16 protein-coding genes are annotated in these 16,473 nt (G+C 68.6%); 8 read left to right on the forward strand and 8 right to left on the reverse strand.

Annotated elements, in window-relative coordinates:
* Positions 1–4 precede the first annotated feature (4 nt).
* On the reverse strand, positions 5–1,795 hold the full coding sequence (locus CDO46_RS12375; protein ID WP_176400723.1) for a tetratricopeptide repeat protein: 1,791 nt from the start codon (positions 1,793–1,795) through the stop codon (positions 5–7).
* Between the two features lie 169 nt (positions 1,796–1,964).
* On the opposite strand from CDO46_RS12375, the gene mutM reads away from it, so the two are divergent.
* Entirely contained in the window at positions 1,965–2,786 is an 822-nt protein-coding gene (mutM, locus tag CDO46_RS12380) for a bifunctional DNA-formamidopyrimidine glycosylase/DNA-(apurinic or apyrimidinic site) lyase (protein ID WP_087838784.1), read from the forward strand.
* Between the two features lie 25 nt (positions 2,787–2,811).
* The gene (gene mutY, locus CDO46_RS12385; protein WP_176400724.1) at positions 2,812–3,882 is read left to right on the forward strand and encodes an A/G-specific adenine glycosylase; all 1,071 of its coding nucleotides are present in this window, start codon (positions 2,812–2,814) and stop codon (positions 3,880–3,882) included.
* A 15-nt stretch (positions 3,883–3,897) separates the two neighbouring features.
* Here the strand turns inward: mutY and CDO46_RS12390 are convergent, their stop codons facing one another.
* Positions 3,898–4,683, reverse strand: coding sequence for a GntR family transcriptional regulator (locus tag CDO46_RS12390; RefSeq protein ID WP_176400725.1), 786 nt, complete (start codon positions 4,681–4,683; stop codon positions 3,898–3,900).
* A 64-nt stretch (positions 4,684–4,747) separates the two neighbouring features.
* On the opposite strand from CDO46_RS12390, the gene leuC reads away from it, so the two are divergent.
* From leuC to CDO46_RS12405, 3 genes are read left to right on the forward strand one after another with little or no spacing between them, the layout of a single operon-like run.
* The gene (gene leuC, locus CDO46_RS12395) at positions 4,748–6,178 is read left to right on the forward strand and encodes a 3-isopropylmalate dehydratase large subunit (RefSeq protein WP_087838786.1); all 1,431 of its coding nucleotides are present in this window, start codon (positions 4,748–4,750) and stop codon (positions 6,176–6,178) included.
* A complete protein-coding gene (gene leuD / locus CDO46_RS12400) occupies positions 6,175–6,816 on the forward strand; it encodes a 3-isopropylmalate dehydratase small subunit (protein ID WP_087838787.1) in 642 nt (213 codons plus the stop codon). Before leuC ends, leuD begins: the two co-directional genes overlap by 4 nt.
* A complete protein-coding gene (locus CDO46_RS12405) occupies positions 6,813–7,805 on the forward strand; it encodes a tripartite tricarboxylate transporter substrate binding protein (protein ID WP_176400726.1) in 993 nt (330 codons plus the stop codon). Before leuD ends, CDO46_RS12405 begins: the two co-directional genes overlap by 4 nt.
* Positions 7,806–7,822: 17 nt before the next feature.
* On the opposite strand, the gene CDO46_RS12410 is transcribed toward CDO46_RS12405, so the two are convergent.
* Positions 7,823–8,623, reverse strand: a complete 801-nt coding sequence (locus CDO46_RS12410; protein ID WP_140416861.1) for an IclR family transcriptional regulator — start codon at positions 8,621–8,623, stop codon at positions 7,823–7,825.
* Positions 8,624–8,782: 159 nt separating this feature from the next.
* Here CDO46_RS12410 and CDO46_RS12415 point away from each other — a divergent pair, with 159 nt between their 5' ends.
* From CDO46_RS12415 to CDO46_RS12425, 3 genes are all read left to right on the forward strand, one after another.
* Positions 8,783–9,661: an SMP-30/gluconolactonase/LRE family protein gene (locus CDO46_RS12415; RefSeq protein ID WP_087838790.1), complete on the forward strand. Its 879-nt coding sequence runs from the start codon at positions 8,783–8,785 to the stop codon at positions 9,659–9,661.
* Positions 9,662–9,734: 73 nt separating this feature from the next.
* Positions 9,735–10,682 carry a tripartite tricarboxylate transporter substrate binding protein gene (locus CDO46_RS12420; RefSeq protein ID WP_165963144.1) on the forward strand — a complete coding sequence of 316 codons (948 nt, stop codon included), beginning with the start codon at positions 9,735–9,737 and terminating at the stop codon, positions 10,680–10,682.
* Between the two features lie 22 nt (positions 10,683–10,704).
* On the forward strand, positions 10,705–11,034 hold the full coding sequence (locus CDO46_RS12425; RefSeq protein ID WP_087838792.1) for an NIPSNAP family protein: 330 nt from the start codon (positions 10,705–10,707) through the stop codon (positions 11,032–11,034).
* Between the two features lie 172 nt (positions 11,035–11,206).
* Here CDO46_RS12425 and CDO46_RS12430 read toward each other — a convergent pair whose 3' ends face one another.
* The 5 genes from CDO46_RS12430 to CDO46_RS12450 are packed head-to-tail and all read right to left on the reverse strand — an operon-like array spanning position 11,207 to position 16,443.
* Positions 11,207–12,154 carry a tripartite tricarboxylate transporter substrate binding protein gene (locus CDO46_RS12430; RefSeq protein ID WP_087778185.1) on the reverse strand — a complete coding sequence of 316 codons (948 nt, stop codon included), beginning with the start codon at positions 12,152–12,154 and terminating at the stop codon, positions 11,207–11,209.
* Positions 12,155–12,203: 49 nt separating this feature from the next.
* A complete protein-coding gene (locus tag CDO46_RS12435) occupies positions 12,204–13,334 on the reverse strand; it encodes an FAD-dependent monooxygenase (protein ID WP_087838793.1) in 1,131 nt (376 codons plus the stop codon).
* A complete protein-coding gene (locus tag CDO46_RS12440; protein WP_217896310.1) occupies positions 13,331–14,458 on the reverse strand; it encodes an amidohydrolase family protein in 1,128 nt (375 codons plus the stop codon). The genes CDO46_RS12435 and CDO46_RS12440 overlap by 4 nt, the downstream gene beginning before the upstream one ends.
* A 1-nt stretch (position 14,459) precedes the next feature.
* A complete protein-coding gene (locus tag CDO46_RS12445) occupies positions 14,460–15,440 on the reverse strand; it encodes a VOC family protein (RefSeq protein WP_087778187.1) in 981 nt (326 codons plus the stop codon).
* A 1-nt stretch (position 15,441) separates the two neighbouring features.
* Positions 15,442–16,443, reverse strand: coding sequence for a fumarylacetoacetate hydrolase family protein (locus tag CDO46_RS12450; RefSeq protein ID WP_176400728.1), 1,002 nt, complete (start codon positions 16,441–16,443; stop codon positions 15,442–15,444).
* Between the last annotated feature and the right edge of the window lie 30 nt (positions 16,444–16,473).

Raw genomic sequence — 16,473 nt, forward strand, 5'->3', positions numbered from 1 at the left:
CCGGTCACAGCGTCACGTCGAGGCGCGCCAGGGTGCCCCGCAATGCCGCGTTGGACGGATCCTTGGACTGGACCTCGCGCCACAGCCGGCGCGCGCGGTCCTGCTGGCCCGAGGCCCACAGGACCTCGCCCAGGTGCACGGCGATCTCGGCGTCGGGCCGGATCTCGTAGGCGCGCTCGAGGTAGGACAGCGCCTTGGCGTTGTCGCCCATGCGATAGTGCACCCAGCCCATGCTGTCGATGATGAAGGGATCGTCGGGGGCCAGGTTCATGGCCCGCTCGATCAGCCGCTTGGCCTCGGGCAGCCTGACGTTGCGGTCGGCCAGCGAATAGCCCAGGGCGTTGTACGCATGGGCATGGTCGGGCTTGATGGCGATGATCCGGCGCAGCCGGCTTTCCATGTCGTCGATCCGGTTCTGCTGCTCGTACAGCATGGCCAGGTCGTACATCAGGTCAGGCGCGTCGGGAAAGCGCTGGTTGGCCGCCTCGAGCACCTTGACCGCCTCGTCGCGGTCGCCGGCATTGCGCAGGATCTGCGCCTCGGTCAGGGCCACCTGGCTGCCCTCGCGCACGTCGCGCGGGTCGATCAGGCCCAGGATGCGGCGGGCCTCGTCCACGCGGCCCTGCTTGCCGCGCAGGACGGCCTGGCGCAGGCGGGCCGGCAGGGCGGCGTCGGGGTCGTCGACCTTGGCCAGCAGGTCGAAGGCGTCGTCGTAGCGTTGCTGGTCCTCGGCGATCTGCACGCGCAGGAACAGCGCGTTGTCCGCCTCGGGCAGCGGCGCGGCGCCCTTGGCCGTGCGCTGCTCGTGCACGTCCAGGTACTGCTTGAGATAGCCGTCGGCATCCGATGGGCGCTGCGACTGGTAGGCCAGCACGCCCTGCATGTAGAGGATCTCGAAGTCCTCGGGATTGGCGCGCGCCAGGGCCTGCAATTCGTCGCGCGCGCCGTCGTAGTCCTTCAGCGAGGCCAGCGCACGCGCCAGCAATACGCGCAGGTTGCGCGATTCCGCATGCGTGGCGATGAAGGCTCGCGCCCGCGCCACGGACTGGTCGGGCTCGGTTTCCACGCCCATCTGCAAGGCCAGCATGGCGGCCGCCTCGGAATCGGGCTGGGCGTCGAGCGCCGCGCGCGCCTCCTGCAGCGCGCGCGCCTTGTCGCCCGCCGTCGCGGCGACGCGCGACAGGGCCAGGTGCGCCTCGGGCAGGTTGCGCACGTCGGTCAGCGCCTCTTCCAGGATGGACAGCGCCTTGCGCTTGTCATCCAGGCGGGCGACGACGCGGCGGGCATCGACGATGGCCACTGACTTGTCGGGAGCGGCCGCGATGCGGGCCCGCAGCGCCGAGCCCATGCCTTCGACCCGTCCCGCCGCGGCAGCCAGCGACAGCGCGGTCTGCCGCGCCTCGACGTCGGCCGGGTCCAGTTCGGCCCAGGCCTGGGCGGCGTCGAGCGCGCGCACCAGGTCGCCGCCGGCCAGCGCGAACTCGACCGCGCGGCGCGCCAGGCGCGGATCGCGTGTTTTCTCGGCCAGGTCCAGCGTCGTGCTGGTGGCGGGCCCGAAGGCGCCGCGCTGGGCGGCCACTTCCGAGGCGAGCACCTGGAACAGGATCTCGGCCGTCAGGTCGACGTTGGGGAGTGCCCTGGGCCCGATGGCGCGCCCCATGGGGGACAGGCTGAGGCCCGGAACCAGCAACTCGTCGGATGCCGGGCGCGCGTCCTGGGCGGACACGGCCGATACGGCCGTCGCCAGCCCGACCCCTGCGGCCGCCAGCTTCAAACGATGAGCGTTAAACAACATGGCACAATTCCTTGGCGTATCGCCGACGCCGTCCATATTCGTTGATGTTAGCACTGCGCTTACCACCCAACGGCCGGTGGCGGCGGGGCGCCGATATGCTGGACCCCATGCCTTACTCATCGGACTGCCGGCCGCGCCAACAGTTCATCGCGCGCAAGCAGCAAACGCCATGCCCGAACTTCCCGAAGTAGAAACCACCCGCCGGGGCATCGCGCCCACGGTGGAAGGACGCGAACTGCGCCGCCTGATCGTGCGCGAGCCCCGGCTGCGATGGCCCGTACCCGCCGGTCTCGCCGCCCTGGTCGAGGGGCGCCGCGTCCTGGCCACGGGCCGGCGCGGCAAATACCTTTTGATGCAATTCGAGCATGGCTGGCTGATCGTCCACCTGGGCATGTCCGGCTCGCTGCGCCACGTGCATCCGGACGAGGAGCCGCGCAAGCACGACCACGTCGACTGGGTCTTCGACCAGGCGGTCCTGCGCCTGCACGATCCCCGGCGCTTCGGCGCGGTGCTGTGGCACGACGCGGCGGCCGGGCCGGTGGAAAGCCATCCCCTGCTGGCCAGCCTGGGCATCGAGCCCTTCGATGACCGCTTCGACGGCGGCTGGCTGTTCCGCCATACCCGCCGCCGCAGCGCGCCCATCAAGCAGGCGCTGCTGATGGGCGACATCGTCGTCGGGGTGGGCAACATCTACGCGTCGGAAAGCCTGTTCCGCGCCGGTATCCATCCGCGCACCGCCGCCGGGCGCATCTCGGCCGCCCGCTACGAGAAACTGGCCGCCGCGGTGCGCGCCACGCTGGACGACGCCATCCGCGCCGGCGGCAGCTCGCTGCGCGACTACGTGGGCGCGGGCGGCGAATCGGGCTATTTCCAGATCGACGCGCGGGTCTACGACCGGGCGGGCCAGCCCTGCCGGGTGTGCGAGACGCCGATCCGCAGGCTGGTGCAAGGACAACGAGCAACCTATTACTGCCCAAAATGCCAGCGGTAGCGGGCTTCCCTATGGAACACATGACATGATTGCTTTTTCCCGGCGCGTGGCGCAGTGGCAGCGCGAGAACGGGCGGCATACGCTGCCCTGGCAGAACACGCAGGACCCCTATCGCATCTGGCTGTCGGAGATCATGCTGCAGCAGACCCAGGTCGCGACGGTGATCCCGTACTACGAACGCTTCCTGGCGAAGTTCCCCACGGTGGCCGACCTGGCCGCCGCCGACGAAGGCGAGGTCATGGCCTTGTGGGCGGGGCTGGGCTATTACACGCGGGCGCGGAACCTGCACGCCTGTGCGCGGCAGGTGGTATCGGACTGGGGCGGGCGCTTCCCTCCCACGGCGGCGGACATCGAGACGCTGCCCGGCATCGGCCGCTCGACGGCGGCGGCGATCGCGGCGTTCGCCTATGGCGAGCGCAGCCCTATCCTGGACGGCAACGTCAAGCGCGTCTTCGCGCGCCACTTCGGCATCGAGGGCGATCCCACCAAGCGTGCGGTGGAACAGCGCATGTGGGCCATCGCCCATGCCGAGGTGCCGGCCGACGGCCCCGACGCGGCCGATGAAATGCGGCGCTATACGCAGGGGCTGATGGACCTGGGCGCCACGCTGTGCACGCGCGGCGACCCGGACTGTGGTCGCTGCCCCGTGCGCGAGTCCTGTGTCGCGCTGCGCGAGGCCAGGCAGCACGAACTGCCCACGCCGCGCGAGCGCAAGACCGTGCCCGAGCGGCATACCGGCATGCTGGTGATAGAGAAAGCGGGCGAGATCCTGTTGCAGCGCCGGCCCTCGCCCGGCATCTGGGGCGGCCTGTGGAGCCTGCCGGAATTCGCCGACGGGGATCCCGCGCAAGCTTGCCGCGTCCTGGGCGTGGCGCCGGCCGAGACCATACGGCTGCCGGTGTTCTCGCACACCTTCACCCACTTCAAGCTGCACATCGAGCCCTGGCACGTACAGGCGGGCTCGCTGGACCTGCGCGAAGGAGACCATCCGCAAGTCTGGCTGCCGTCCGCGGAACTGGCCGACGCGGCGCTGCCCGCGCCGGTGAAGAAACTGCTGGGCGGACTGTTCGGCCACAACGACCTGTTCCGGCCCTGAGGTCGGGAACAGCCCCTAGCTGCGCATCGTCACGCGCATCTGATAACGGTCGGACGGGCCGAGGACATGCTGGTATTCGATGGCCCGGCCATGCTGGTCGAACGCCACGCGCCGCACGTCCACCAGCGCCGACCCGATGGGCACCTGCAGGTCGCGCGCCAGAACCGGATCGGCCAGCGCCGCTCCCGCGGCCGCCTCTATCCTGAAGTAGGGGAAACCGGCCCGCGCCATCAACTCGCTCAATGCATGCCGGGAGAAATCCTCGGGCTGGAGGCGTGCCGCGATGTCCGCCGGCAGCCAGGCCGTGCTGTGCAGGATGGGCAGGCTGCCCCGCGTGCGCAGGCGCACGAGCTTCATCACCCGTTCTCCGGGCGGCAGCATCAAGCCGGTCAGCACCTGGAGCGGCGCCTCCACCTCCTCGAAGGACAGCAGCCGGGGAGTGCTGAGCGCGCGACTTTCCGCGACCTGCGCCATGAAGCCCGACAGCGGCGTCTGCAAGGACACCACCGCCGCCGACTCGGCCACGAAGGTGCCGTCGCCCTGGCGCCGCTCGATCAGCCCCTGCTCCTCCAGTCCCTGCATCGCCCTGCGCACCGTGATGCGCGAGACGGAAAAGAGCCTGCACAGCGCGTCCTCGGTCGGCAGCCGCTCGCCAGGCTGGTAGCGGCCGTTCGCGATGCCGTCCTTGATGACGGCGGAGATCTGGTGATGGAGGGGCGTTCCTAGGCTTCGGCTGAGTTTCTGCATGAGATGGGCGGGCCACGAGGTCATGCCGTGGAAGCACCATTGTGGCATGTCCATCACATGCGCCCCGCTTTGCATGAAATTTGTTATGTTGTCATAATGATTATACGATTTCACCCCAATGGCGAGGAAAAGAGAAGTGCCGACTCCACGTACGCTCTTCGACAAGATCTGGGACGATCACGTGGTCGCCGATCTGGGTGACGGTTTCGCGCTGCTGCATGTCGATCGCCACCTGATCACGGACGCGGGCAGCAAGGCCCTGGTGGACATGCGCCAGCGCGGCCTGGAAATGCGGAATCCGGAACTGGCCTTCGCCTCTCCCGACCATTCCGTCTCTACCCTGCCGGGACGCGCCAGTCCCACCCCACAGGGCGTCCGGCTGCTGGGCGACCTGCGCCGCGAAGCGCAAGCGCGCGGCATCCGGGTGTTCGACGTGGGCAGCGGCTCGCAGGGTATCGTCCACGTCATGGGCCCCGAACAGGGCTTGACGCTGCCGGGAGCCCTGGTGGTGTGCGCCGACAGCCATACCTGCACCCATGGCGGGCTGGGCGCGCTGGGCTTCGGCATCGGCGCCAGCGAATTCGTGCACATCGCCGTCACCCAGACCCTGGTCCAGGCCAAGCCGAGGAACATGCGGATACGCTTCGTCGGCAGGCTTGCGCAGGGCGTCTCGGCCAAGGACATGATCCTGCACGCCGCCGGCGTCGTCGGCACGGCGGGCGGGACGGGCCATGCCATCGAATACGCGGGCGATGCCGTGACCGCGCTGGACGTGGAAGCCCGCCTGACGCTGTGCAATCTCTCGGTCGAACTGGGCGCGAAGATAGGCATGGTCGCCCCCGACGAAAAGACCTACGCCTATCTGCGCGGCAGGCCCTACGCGCCCGCCGGGCAGGACTGGGACGTGGCGGTCGCCTATTGGCGCACGCTGCGCTCCGATGCCGACGCGTGCTTCGACCGCGAGGTGCTGATCGACACGGCCGGCATCGCGCCCCAGGTCACCTGGGGCACCAGCCCCGAGCAGGTGGTGGCGATCGACGGCGTCGTGCCCGACCCCGCCGGCATCGACGACCCCCAGCGCCGGCTATCGGTACAGGCCGCGCTCGACTACATGGGACTGAACCCGGGCCAGCGGATCGCCGGCACGCCCGTCGACCGGGTCTTCATCGGCTCCTGCACCAACGCCCGCCTGTCGGACCTGCGCAGCGCCGCCGCCGTCGTCCGGGGCCGCAAGGTGGCCGCGCGCGTCCAGGCCTGGGTCGTGCCCGGATCCGAACACATCAAGCAGGCCGCCGAGGCCGAGGGCCTGGACGGGATATTCCTCGCCGCCGGCTTCCAATGGCGCGACCCCGGCTGTTCCATGTGCCTGGCCGCCAACGGCGACCTGGCGGCGCGCGGCGAGCGCGTCGTCTCGACATCGAACCGCAACTTCGTGGGCCGCCAGGGCCCGGGCGCGCGCACCCACCTGACCAGCCCGGCCATGGCCGCGGCGGCGGCCGTCGCCGGAGCGATCTGCGATGTCCGCGACTTCAAGGCAACCCCGGCATGACGCCCTTCACCCGCCTGGAATCCGTGGCCGCCCCGCTGCTGCGCGACAACATCGACACCGACCTGATCATCCGGGTCGAACCCCTGTTCAACGGCGTCCCGCGCGGCGAGCTGGGACCCTATTGCTTCGAGTCCCTGCGCTATCGCCCGGACGGCACGGAAGATCCCGATTTCGTCTTCAACCAGCTGGCCACCCGGCAGGCGCGCATCCTGCTGGCCGGCGCCAACTTCGGCTGCGGCAGTTCGCGCGAAGGCGCGGTCTGGGCGCTGCTGGCGCTGGGCGTGCGCTGCGTCATCGCGCCCAGCTTCGGCGACATCTTCTATGGCAACTGCTTCCAGAACGGCCTGCTTCCCGTGCGTCTGCCACGCGCCGACGTCGAGTCGCTGGCGGCGCAGGCGCGCAGCCACCCCGGCGTCCCCATGACCGTGGACCTGCGGCAATGCTTCGTGGCCGGCGCCGACGGCGCGCGCATCGGTTTCGACATCCAGGCCCTGCGCCGCGAGGCCCTGCTCGAAGGGCTCGATCCGATCGCGCAGACCTTGAAGCGCAAACACCTCATCGACGACTTCCAGCGGCACGACGCGTTGCGCCGGCCATGGATACATCACCTTCCCTCCACGCCCAAGGAATCGACATGACGACCCCGTCCTGCTCGCCGGACATCCGTCGCCGCCAGTGGCTGGCCGCGACGGCCACCCTGGCGCTGTCGCCCGCGCTGCGCGCGCAGGCCACCTATCCCCAAAAGCCCGTCAGGATGATCGTGCCCATGCCGCCGGGCGGCGCCACCGACGGCATGGCGCGGCTGATCGCGATGAAGCTGGGCGAACGCTGGGGCCAGAGCGTCGTGGTGGAGAACCGCGCCGGCGCGGGCGCCATCATCGGCACCCAGGCCATCGCGCGTGCCGCTCCCGACGGCTATACGTTCGGACTGGTCATCAGCTCGCACACCATCAATCCCGCGCTGCGCAGCACGCTGCCCTACGACACGCTGAAGGACTTCACGCCGCTCACGCAGCTGGGATCGGCGGTGATCGCGCTCGTGGCCCATCCATCGCTGCCCGCCAGCGACGTGCCGGGACTGATCAAGCTCGTGCGCGCCGAACCGGGGCGCCTGGAATACGCTTCGCTGGGCATAGGCACGGCCACCCACGTCGCCGGGGAACTGCTGAAGGTGAAGGCCGGCCTGGACATGCCCCACGTGCCCTACAACGGCAGCGCGCCGGCCTACAACGACCTGCTGCCGGGGCGGGTCAAGCTGGGCTTTGTCATCCTGGAGTCGGCGCTGCCCCACATCCAGTCGGGCAGGCTGAAACTGCTGGCCATCGCCAACGGCCAGCGCAGCTCCGCGCACCCGGACTTCCCGACCATAGGGGAAAGCGTGCCGGGCTACGCGTACGAAAGCATCTTCGGTTTCGTGGCGCCGGCCGGCCTGTCCGCCGACGTCGCGCAGAAACTGTCCGCCGACCTGATCGCGACCATCAAGCGGCCGGACGTCGTGCAGCAGATGAATGCCTGGGGCACCGACGTGGTGGCATCCACGCCGGCGCAGTTCGACGCCTTCATCCGCCAGGAAATCGACAGCACCCGCAGCGTGGCCAAGAGCGCCGGGATCAAGCTGACGGACTGAGGGGCAGGAGGCGGCGCCTAGGCGCCGTGCCCCGCCTGGACGAACTCCCGGGCGATCAGCGCGGCCGCCTCGGACAAACGGCCCAGGCAGGCCCGCTCCATCTCGGGCGTGAGCAGTTCGGCGGGGAACGCGCGCGCCAGGCTGCCTATCACCTTCCTTTCCCCCGGCAGGAAGATCGGCACCGCCACGCCGGCCAGGTTGGGCGTGATCTGGCTGCGGCTGGTGGCGTAGCCGCTGCGCCGGATCGCGGCCAGGGCCCCGCGGAATTCCTCCCAGCTGCGCCCCAGACCCGCCTGAGCGATCTCGTCGGCGCTACGCAGATAGGCCTGCCGGATGCGATGCGGCGTGAAGAACGCCAGCATCGCCAGCGAGGCCGCGCCCCGGAACAACGGGAACGGCGTACCCCGCGAGCGCCGCACGGCGATGGTCTCGCCACGGTATTCGAGCGTATCGGGCCCTTCCTTGTAGATGCACAACACCTTGTCGCGATACAGGTTGTGCAGCAGCAGCACGCTGCCCGGCTCGCGTACGGCCGGCAGCACCTTGCGGCCCGCCAGGTACAGCGGATCGGTCAGCACCAGCATGCGTTCGAGTTCGATGATGCGGGGCCCCAGCGCATACATGCCGCCCGAGGACGGCGCCAGCACGCCGGCGTCGCACAGTTCCTTCACGTACCGGTAGGCCGTGGAGCGGGTATGGCCCAGCCTCGACATGACGTCCTCGACGCGCAGCAGCGGATGCTCGACGGACAGCAGTTCCAGCACTTCGAAAGCGCGGGCGAGCGTGGAAGCCGGGCGGGCGTTATCGGATGCGTTCACGGAGCGCTTGGGGGCGGAATGGTGACGCGGATTATACCGGTCATGGCAACACCAACTTATCAATCCTAAATAATGGGATGTTTGACGAATCCTGAATTACGGAATAACCTGAAAAAAACGCTCCGCATCGCGGGGCCCACAAGACCGAAGGAGACAACGGTGGCCGGCAAGATCGAATGCGTCGTCCAAGGGGCCGACATCCTGGGCGAAGTCCCGCTCTGGTGCGACCGCAGCCAGCGCCTGTGGTGGGTGGACGTGCGGCGGCCCGCCCTGCAATCGTACGAACCCGCCACCGGCCGGCATCGCGCGCAACGGCTGGCGCCCGAACTGCTGGTGGGCAGCATCGCGCTGCGCGAGGCGGGCGGCTTCCTGCTGGCCACCAGCCACGGCCTGTACCTGTACGACCCCGATACCGGCGAACCTCCCCAGCCCCTGCTGAACCCGGAACCCGACCTGCCCGACAACCGCCTGAACGACGGCAAGTGCGACCGCCGCGGCCGCTTCTGGGTGGGCAGCATGCCCGATACCCGCCGCACGCCGGAAGGCAGGCTCTACCGCTTCGACCCCGATCACCGCTGCCACGCCATGCTGGACGACGTCGTGCTGCCCAACTCCATCGCCTGGAGTCCCGACGACCGCACGATGTACTTCGCCGACACGCACCGGCAGGTCATCTGGGCCTTCGACTACGACCTGGACGACGGCGTCATCTCCAATCGCCGCGTCTTCAAGGACTGGACCCACCAGGCAGGGCGCCCCGACGGATCGACAGTGGACGTGGACGGCTGCCTGTGGAACGCGATGGTGGCCACCGGGCAGCTGGTGCGGCTCACGCCCGAAGGCAAGGTGGACCGGGTCATCCAGATGCCGGTCACCAATCCGACCTGCCCCGCCTTCGGCGGCGACCGGCTCGACACCTTGTACGTCACGAGCCATTCGCAACGCATTCCCGAGCTGGCCAGGGAACCGCTCGCCGGCGGACTGTTCGCGCTCGACGTGGGCGTGGGCGGCCTGCCCGAACCACGCTTCCGGGGCTGAACGCGGCACCCCGGCTCCGACATCCGCCCCGCGTCGACCACGACCATGGCGCAGCGCCATGGAGGAGACCTTCATGCAACGAGTTCGAGCCTTGCTGTTCCTGTTGTCGTGCGCCGTCGCGGCCCCATCGCCCGCCGCCGATGTCGTCAAGCTGGTGGTGCCCTTCGCGGCCGGCGGTCCGGTGGACCAGGTCGCGCGCATCATCGCGCCGGGGCTCACCGCGGCGCTGGGCAAGACCGTCGTGGTGGAGAACCGCGGCGGCGCGGGCGGCGTCGTCGGCGCCAACTATGTCGCCAAGTCGCCCGCGGACGGCGGGACGCTGCTGGTGGCGACCTCGGGCTACGTGATGTCGGCGGGCACGATGACGCAACTGCCCTACGACCCGCGCAAGGACCTGGAACCCGTGGCGCTGATCGGCCAGGTCCAGACCCTGATGATCGCCCGCCCCGACCTGGGCGTGCGCACGCTGCGCGAGCTGGTGGACAAGTCCAAGTCCGGGGCGCGCATCAGCTACGGTTCGTCCGGCGTCGGCTCCACCATGCACATAGGCGGCGAGATGGTGAACGTCTACACGGGCTCGCAGATGCTGCACGTCCCGTATCGCGGCGCGGCCCCCGCCATCGCCGACCTGCTGGCCGGGCAGATCGACGCGCTGAACGCCGACGTGACCATCCTCGCGCCCTACGTGCGCGAAGGCAAGGTACGCGGCCTGGTGCTGTTCGACACGCAGCGTTCCAAGCAATTGCCCGACGTGCCGACCTCGGTCGAGGCGGGCTATCCCGACCTGCAGATGAGCAACGCCTACGGCATCCTGGCGCCGGCCGGCACCCCGGAGGCCACGCGCCGGCAGCTGGAGCAGGCCATCCTGAAGGTCGCGCGCTCGCCCGAGGTATCGGACAAGCTGGGCAGCATGGGGTTGATCGGCCCCATGGACACGGAGCAATTCAAGGCCAAGCTGGCCAGCGACTTCGACCGCTGGATCCCCTTCCTGAAGAAGACCGGCATCCAGGTCCAGCCCTAGAGGAAACAGAGGAACCCACCGCATGATCGTCGAGCACCGCACCTACACGCTCAAGCACGGCACCATGGACGACTACCTGCAGCGATACCGCACGCACGGCCTGCCCGTGCAGATGCGGCACCTGGGCGGGCTGGTCGGCTTCTACGTAAGCGAGATCGGTCCGCTGAACCAGGTCGTCCACATCTGGGCCTACGCCAGCCTGGCCGAGCGCGAACGGCGCCGCGAGCGGCTGGAGGCGGACCCCGAATGGGCTGCCTTCAGGCAGATGAACCGGGGGTCGTTCGTCGCCCAGGAGGTGAAGATCATGAACGTGGCACCGTTCTCGCCGCAGCCGGCGTTGCCGAAGGACTAGCACTGACCATCCATCGCCGGCGCGAATGGCCACGCATTCGCACGATGCATTTGTTCCCCTCCGTCGATGGCCCTGGGCCGTAGCCATCGACCATACGGCGGGAGGACGACATGCAAAGGCTGGAACTGACCGGACGGACCTTTCGGCCGCGGCGCTAGCCTGCCACCTCGCGCTATTGGGTCAGGTTCAACGTGGGAATGAGCTGGCCCTTGGCGCGATAGTCCGCGGCGATGCGGCCGGTGAACGCCCGGCGATCCAGGTACTCCGACATCTGGAACTGCTTTTTCGCCAGTTCCTGGTAGTCCGGGTCGTGCACGGCCTTGTCGCAGGCCGACTCCAGCCTGTCGATCACGTCGGCAGGCGTACCCGCACGCACGAACAGCCCGCCATAGCCGGAAGGCGCGATGGGATATCCCAGTTCGGCGCTGGTCGGCACATTGGGAAACTCCGGCAGCCGCTTGGAGGCAAACACCAGCAGCGGCTGCAACTTCTGGGTGGCAACCATCGCCGTAGTCACCGAACCCAGGGCGACCTGGCCGCTCAGCAATTGCGGCGCCATTTGCGCCTCGCCCTGATAAGGCACGTCGCGCAGGTCCAGTCCGGCGGCACGCCAGAGTTCGAGCGCCGACAGGTGCGGCGACGAGGCGGGCCCGGGATGGCCATAGGTGATCGCGCCCGGCTGGGCGCGCGCGGCGGCCCGCAGTGCCTCGAAGTCCTTGTAGGGAGACTTGGGGCTGGCCGCAATGAAGAATGAATTCTCGAACGTCTGGCATACCGGTACGATGTCAGCCGGGGAAAATGGCATGTTCTTCATGCGATGAGGCTGTACCGTCAGCGGCGTCACGACGCTATAGGCCAGGGTATGCCCGTCGGCCGGCCCCCCGGCCAGCGAGGCCATGGCTACCACGCCGCCCGCTCCCGCACGATTGACCACGACGACCTGTTGCCGAAGCTGCTTGCCGAGAGCTACGGCGAAGCCTCGCGCCATGATGTCCACCACGCCGCCCGCCGTGAACGGCACGAGCAGCTCCGTCGCCTGGCCCGGCGACTGGGCCTGCGCGGCTCCCGCCAGCAGGCTCGCGCCCGCCGCGCAGGCCAGCATATGTCGCATCTTGTTCATGTCTCCACTCCTTCTGGTGCATCTCTGGATAGGCCGGCCTGGGCCGGCGTCAAATGGGGGCGGCCACCGTCAGCCTGGCCTGCCCGAGTAAATCGAAAAGATCGAGACCGGGTTCACGCCCCTGTTCGAACTCCCCTATGCGGAATGAAGCGTCCTGAATGAACGTGGCACGCTCGAATCGACGTTGCATGTAGACGTCGGTCAACACGTTCCAGGACAACCCTTGCCGCACCAGGTCTCCCAGCACGACAGCATCCTCGATGGCCATTGCTGCGCCCTGACCGAGATGGGGAGTGGATGCATGCGCGGCATCGCCGATCAGGACGACTCGTCCGCGATGCCAGGGAGGCCGCATCATCACGACTTCCAGGGGCCGGTAAACCACTTTCGCGGGATCATCGATGGCAGCCAGCAGCTCCGGCACCATGCCGCCGAAATCAGCCAGCCGCTCCTTCAGCAAGACATGCAGCCGCTGAACGGGCATCACCGTGCCGGGATCTTCCTGCGTGACCAGCAGCAGATACATCAGCTCCCGACTAATGGGAATGAAGCCGGCCTTGCTCCGCGCCCCCACCATCATCGCGCCCCAGGCCATGCCGTCCGGCCTCGGCATCATGACCCGCCACACGCTCTGGCCCGTGGGCCGGGCGCGCAAGTCCTGGCCGAACACATTGCGCCGCAGCCAGGAATAAATGCCGTCGGCTCCGACCACCATCGCATAGCGCTCCCGCCTGCCGTCGCTCAGGACGACGCTCGCCTCCTGCTCGCCTTGCTCCAGGGAATGGATGGCGCATCCGGCCCGCAGTACCGCCCCGGCTTCGCGCGCGGCGGACACCAGGATTTCGTGCAGCGCGCGGCGGGCGATGCCGTTATAGGCGGGACGGTCCGGGCCCGCCACCTTGGGGCCCGCCACGTCCTGCAGCAACCGCCCTTCGGCCGTCATGTAGCGATAACTGTCATAGCCGAATCCCTTGGCCAGGCATTGCTCTGCCACACCCAGCGCATCCAGTGCCCGCAGAGCATTGGCGGGCTGGATGATGCCGACGCCGGCTACGTCCCAGGTGGGCTTGATCTCCAGCACGTCGACCTCGCACCCCGCCCGGCGCAGCGCAATCGCGGCCGCCAGCCCGCCGATGCCGCCGCCGGCCACCAGGACGCGGGAATAGTCCTCGCGCTTCATGCTTTCACCCCCGTGGAAAGGCGCGCGCGGGCCGCGGCCAGGGCGGGATGGTCGGCGGGCAGGCCCAGCAGTTCGATCGCGTTGCGGCCAAGTACGGCCTCGATATCGGCCGAACCCAGGCACGTGCCGCGCAGCATTTCATGCAAGGCGTACTCTCCCATGTCGAACGGATAGTCCGTCCCCGCGACGATCCGCCGAACGCCCGCCACCCGTGCCAGTTCATCAAGCGCTTCCGCCCGGAACACGACGGTGTCGTACCAGATCCTGCGCAGATAGTCGCTGGGCATCGCGCGGCAGGCGCCCGCTTCCGGCCGGACACCATGGGCGTGGTCGGAACGTCCGATGGCGAAAGGCAGGTAGCCTCCACCGTGGGCCGCGCAAAGCCTCAGGCCGGGATAGCGGTCCAGCACACCACCGAATATCAGCTGCGACAAGGCGACCGTCGTCTCCAATGGCTGTCCGATGATATTGGCCAGGTAATACCGGTTGACCCGCTCGCCCAGCGACGTTCCCAGGGGATGCAGGAACACCACGCATTGCAGGCGCTGCGCCTCGGCCCAGAACGGATCCAGTTCGGGGTCGTCCAGGCCGCGTCCCGTCGGATCGGACGAAATCTCGACGCCAAGCAATCCATGCCGCTCGACGGCATCGCGCAATTGGGACACCGCCAGCGCCGGATGCTGCAGGGCCACCGCCCCGAGGCCGAGGAAACGTTCGGGATGCGCGGCGCACGCCCGAACGATGCCCGCGTTCTGCGTTTCCACCAGTCGCGCCGCCAGCTCCTCATCCGCCCACGGGTAGTACTGGGTGGGGGAAGGGCTCAGCACCTGTATGTCGATGCCCAGGCGATCCATGTCCTCCAGGCGCCGGCCGACGTCGCGCAGGCGCTCACCGATCTGCTCGCGCATGGCCTGGTTGTGGGCGTGGGAAGCCTGGCCCAGCAGCGCGGCCTGCAAGGCCGGTTCGCGTCGTTTTTCCTCGCGCTCCGCGACCAGCTCTTCGACCTGGGGGACCAGCAGATGGCAGTGCATGTCCACGGTGAGGTAGGGAAAACGGGCGACGGGCCGCGATCCGCCGACGCCGACTCCCGGGCGGTGGTGGCCGCAACAATGGCACAGCATCATCTCAGGTCTCCTTCCGGCGGCGATACGCGGCCAGATCGGGGATGTCGACGTCGTCCTCGGAAGCCAGGACGCGGACCAGCGGGGCCGCCGGCTCCTGCATGAACGCCGGCAGGTTGGAACACCAGCTGATGAAGCCGAATTTCGGGTCCCACTCACGCGGCTGCCAGTGGTCGTCCAGATAGTCGGTGTCGGCGCCGTACTCGATCTCTCCGCCCGCGGGACAGTCCAGGTAATAGAACAGCGCGGAAGCGATGCGGTGGCGGCCGACGCCCAGCTTGCTGCGGTATCCGCGGCGAGCCATGTGGTTGGCGCCGGCCATCAGTTCGTCGATGTCCTCGACACCGAAGCAGGCGTGCAGGAAACCCGCCGAGCCAGGTGCGTGATAGTGGCAGTTCTGAAGAAACAGCGTGTGATGTTCCGGCGCCCCGTCGGCGCGCAGGAACACGCCCAGGCCGCGCGAATGGTCGGACAGCCGGAAACCCAGGCGATGGCGAAAGAAGTCCCACGAGGCCTTGTAGTCGTCGACGCCATACACCACGTGGTTGATGGTCCGGGGCAGAGCCCGTTCGCGCCATTTGCGCCAGGTATCGAGCCGCCGTACCCGTCCGGGCGCGTTGACCGGATCCGGCGCGCACATGACCGGCCGCCGGTCGAAGAGCGCCAAGCCCATCGTCATGCCGCAGTCGGAATCGAACCAGCAGGTGCCGTCGCCATCGCACTCGACCGGCCGATCCCGGGCCAGCCCGGCAACCAGCGCATCCAGGCTGGCGCGCGTGTCGACTCCCCAGACCGTCCGCACCCCACCGTCGGCGGGCGGCGCCGATACCCGGCGCAGCGTCACGCCGGCGCCATCGGGCAACGCAAAACGAATGTCCGCATCGTCCGAAGCCACCGGCACCAAGCCGAACTCCTGCATGAAGGCGGCACAGGTGCCCAGATCCTCCACGTGATAAATCAAGGAATGAATACCGACGATGGCCATATCAGTCTCCTTCCGCCACGCAACGGTTGCGCTGGGTGCCCATGCCGGATATGTGGCCTTCCATGATGTCGCCGTCCCTCAGGAAGCGGCCATGGTGCATGCCGTTGCCCGCCGGCGATCCCGTCGCCAGGAGGTCGCCCGGCTGGAGGCGGACATAGGCACTGACATACTCGATCTGCCGCGCCACGTCGAACAGCATGTCCGCGGTACTTTCCGACTGCATCACGTCGCCATTGAGGCGGAACTCGATGTGCAGATCCTGGGGGTCCGGCACGTGGCGCGCCGGCAGCAGAAAGGGGCCGCAGGGCATGAAGCCCGGACCACTCTTGGCCCGCAGCCAGTCGGACCCCAGCGACTTGATATCCGGCCGGTAGACCAGCTCCCTTCGGGTGAGGTCGTTCACCACCGTATAGCCAGCCACGACCTCCAGCGCTTTGTCGCGGGGCACGCGCCACGCCTGACGGCCGATGACCACGCCCAATTCCAGTTCCCAGTCGAACTGCTCGGCATCGCGCGGAACCACAACCGGGTCGAATGGGCCGCACAGCGCACCGCTTAGCTTGGGGAAGGCGTAGGGAAGGCCGACACGCGCCCGCTCATCGGTACGGCGGGCGACATGCTCGCGCCGCTCTTCGACGGTCATTCCCTCGGTATCCGCGCCTGCCCCCTGGGCTACGACCAGATCGATGACGTGCTTGCGGTAGTTCGCGCCGGTGCAGATGATCTGGCGCGGGGCGACCGGCGCGTGGACGCGCAGCCGATCCAGGGAAAGTCCCGTGGGCAAGCCCCGCAGACGCGCGAGAATCTCGTCGACGGTTGCCAGGCCTTCGTCCCAGTTCTCCAGCATATGGGCGACCGAAACGGCGCGCCAGGGCAATCCGGCGGCGCGGGCAAGCGCCGGCACGGGGTGGACCAGGGACTCGTTCAGGACGAGCCCGACGAACGTCTCTTCGCCCGGGCCGGTGAAAGTGCCCAGGGCATAGGCGGGCAAATCGGTCGGCATTTCTTCGTTTCCATTGGTCGGTGTATTGCC

It is taken from the genome of Pigmentiphaga sp. NML030171 (assembly GCF_002188635.1).
Lineage (GTDB): Bacteria > Pseudomonadota > Gammaproteobacteria > Burkholderiales > Burkholderiaceae_B > Pigmentiphaga > Pigmentiphaga daeguensis.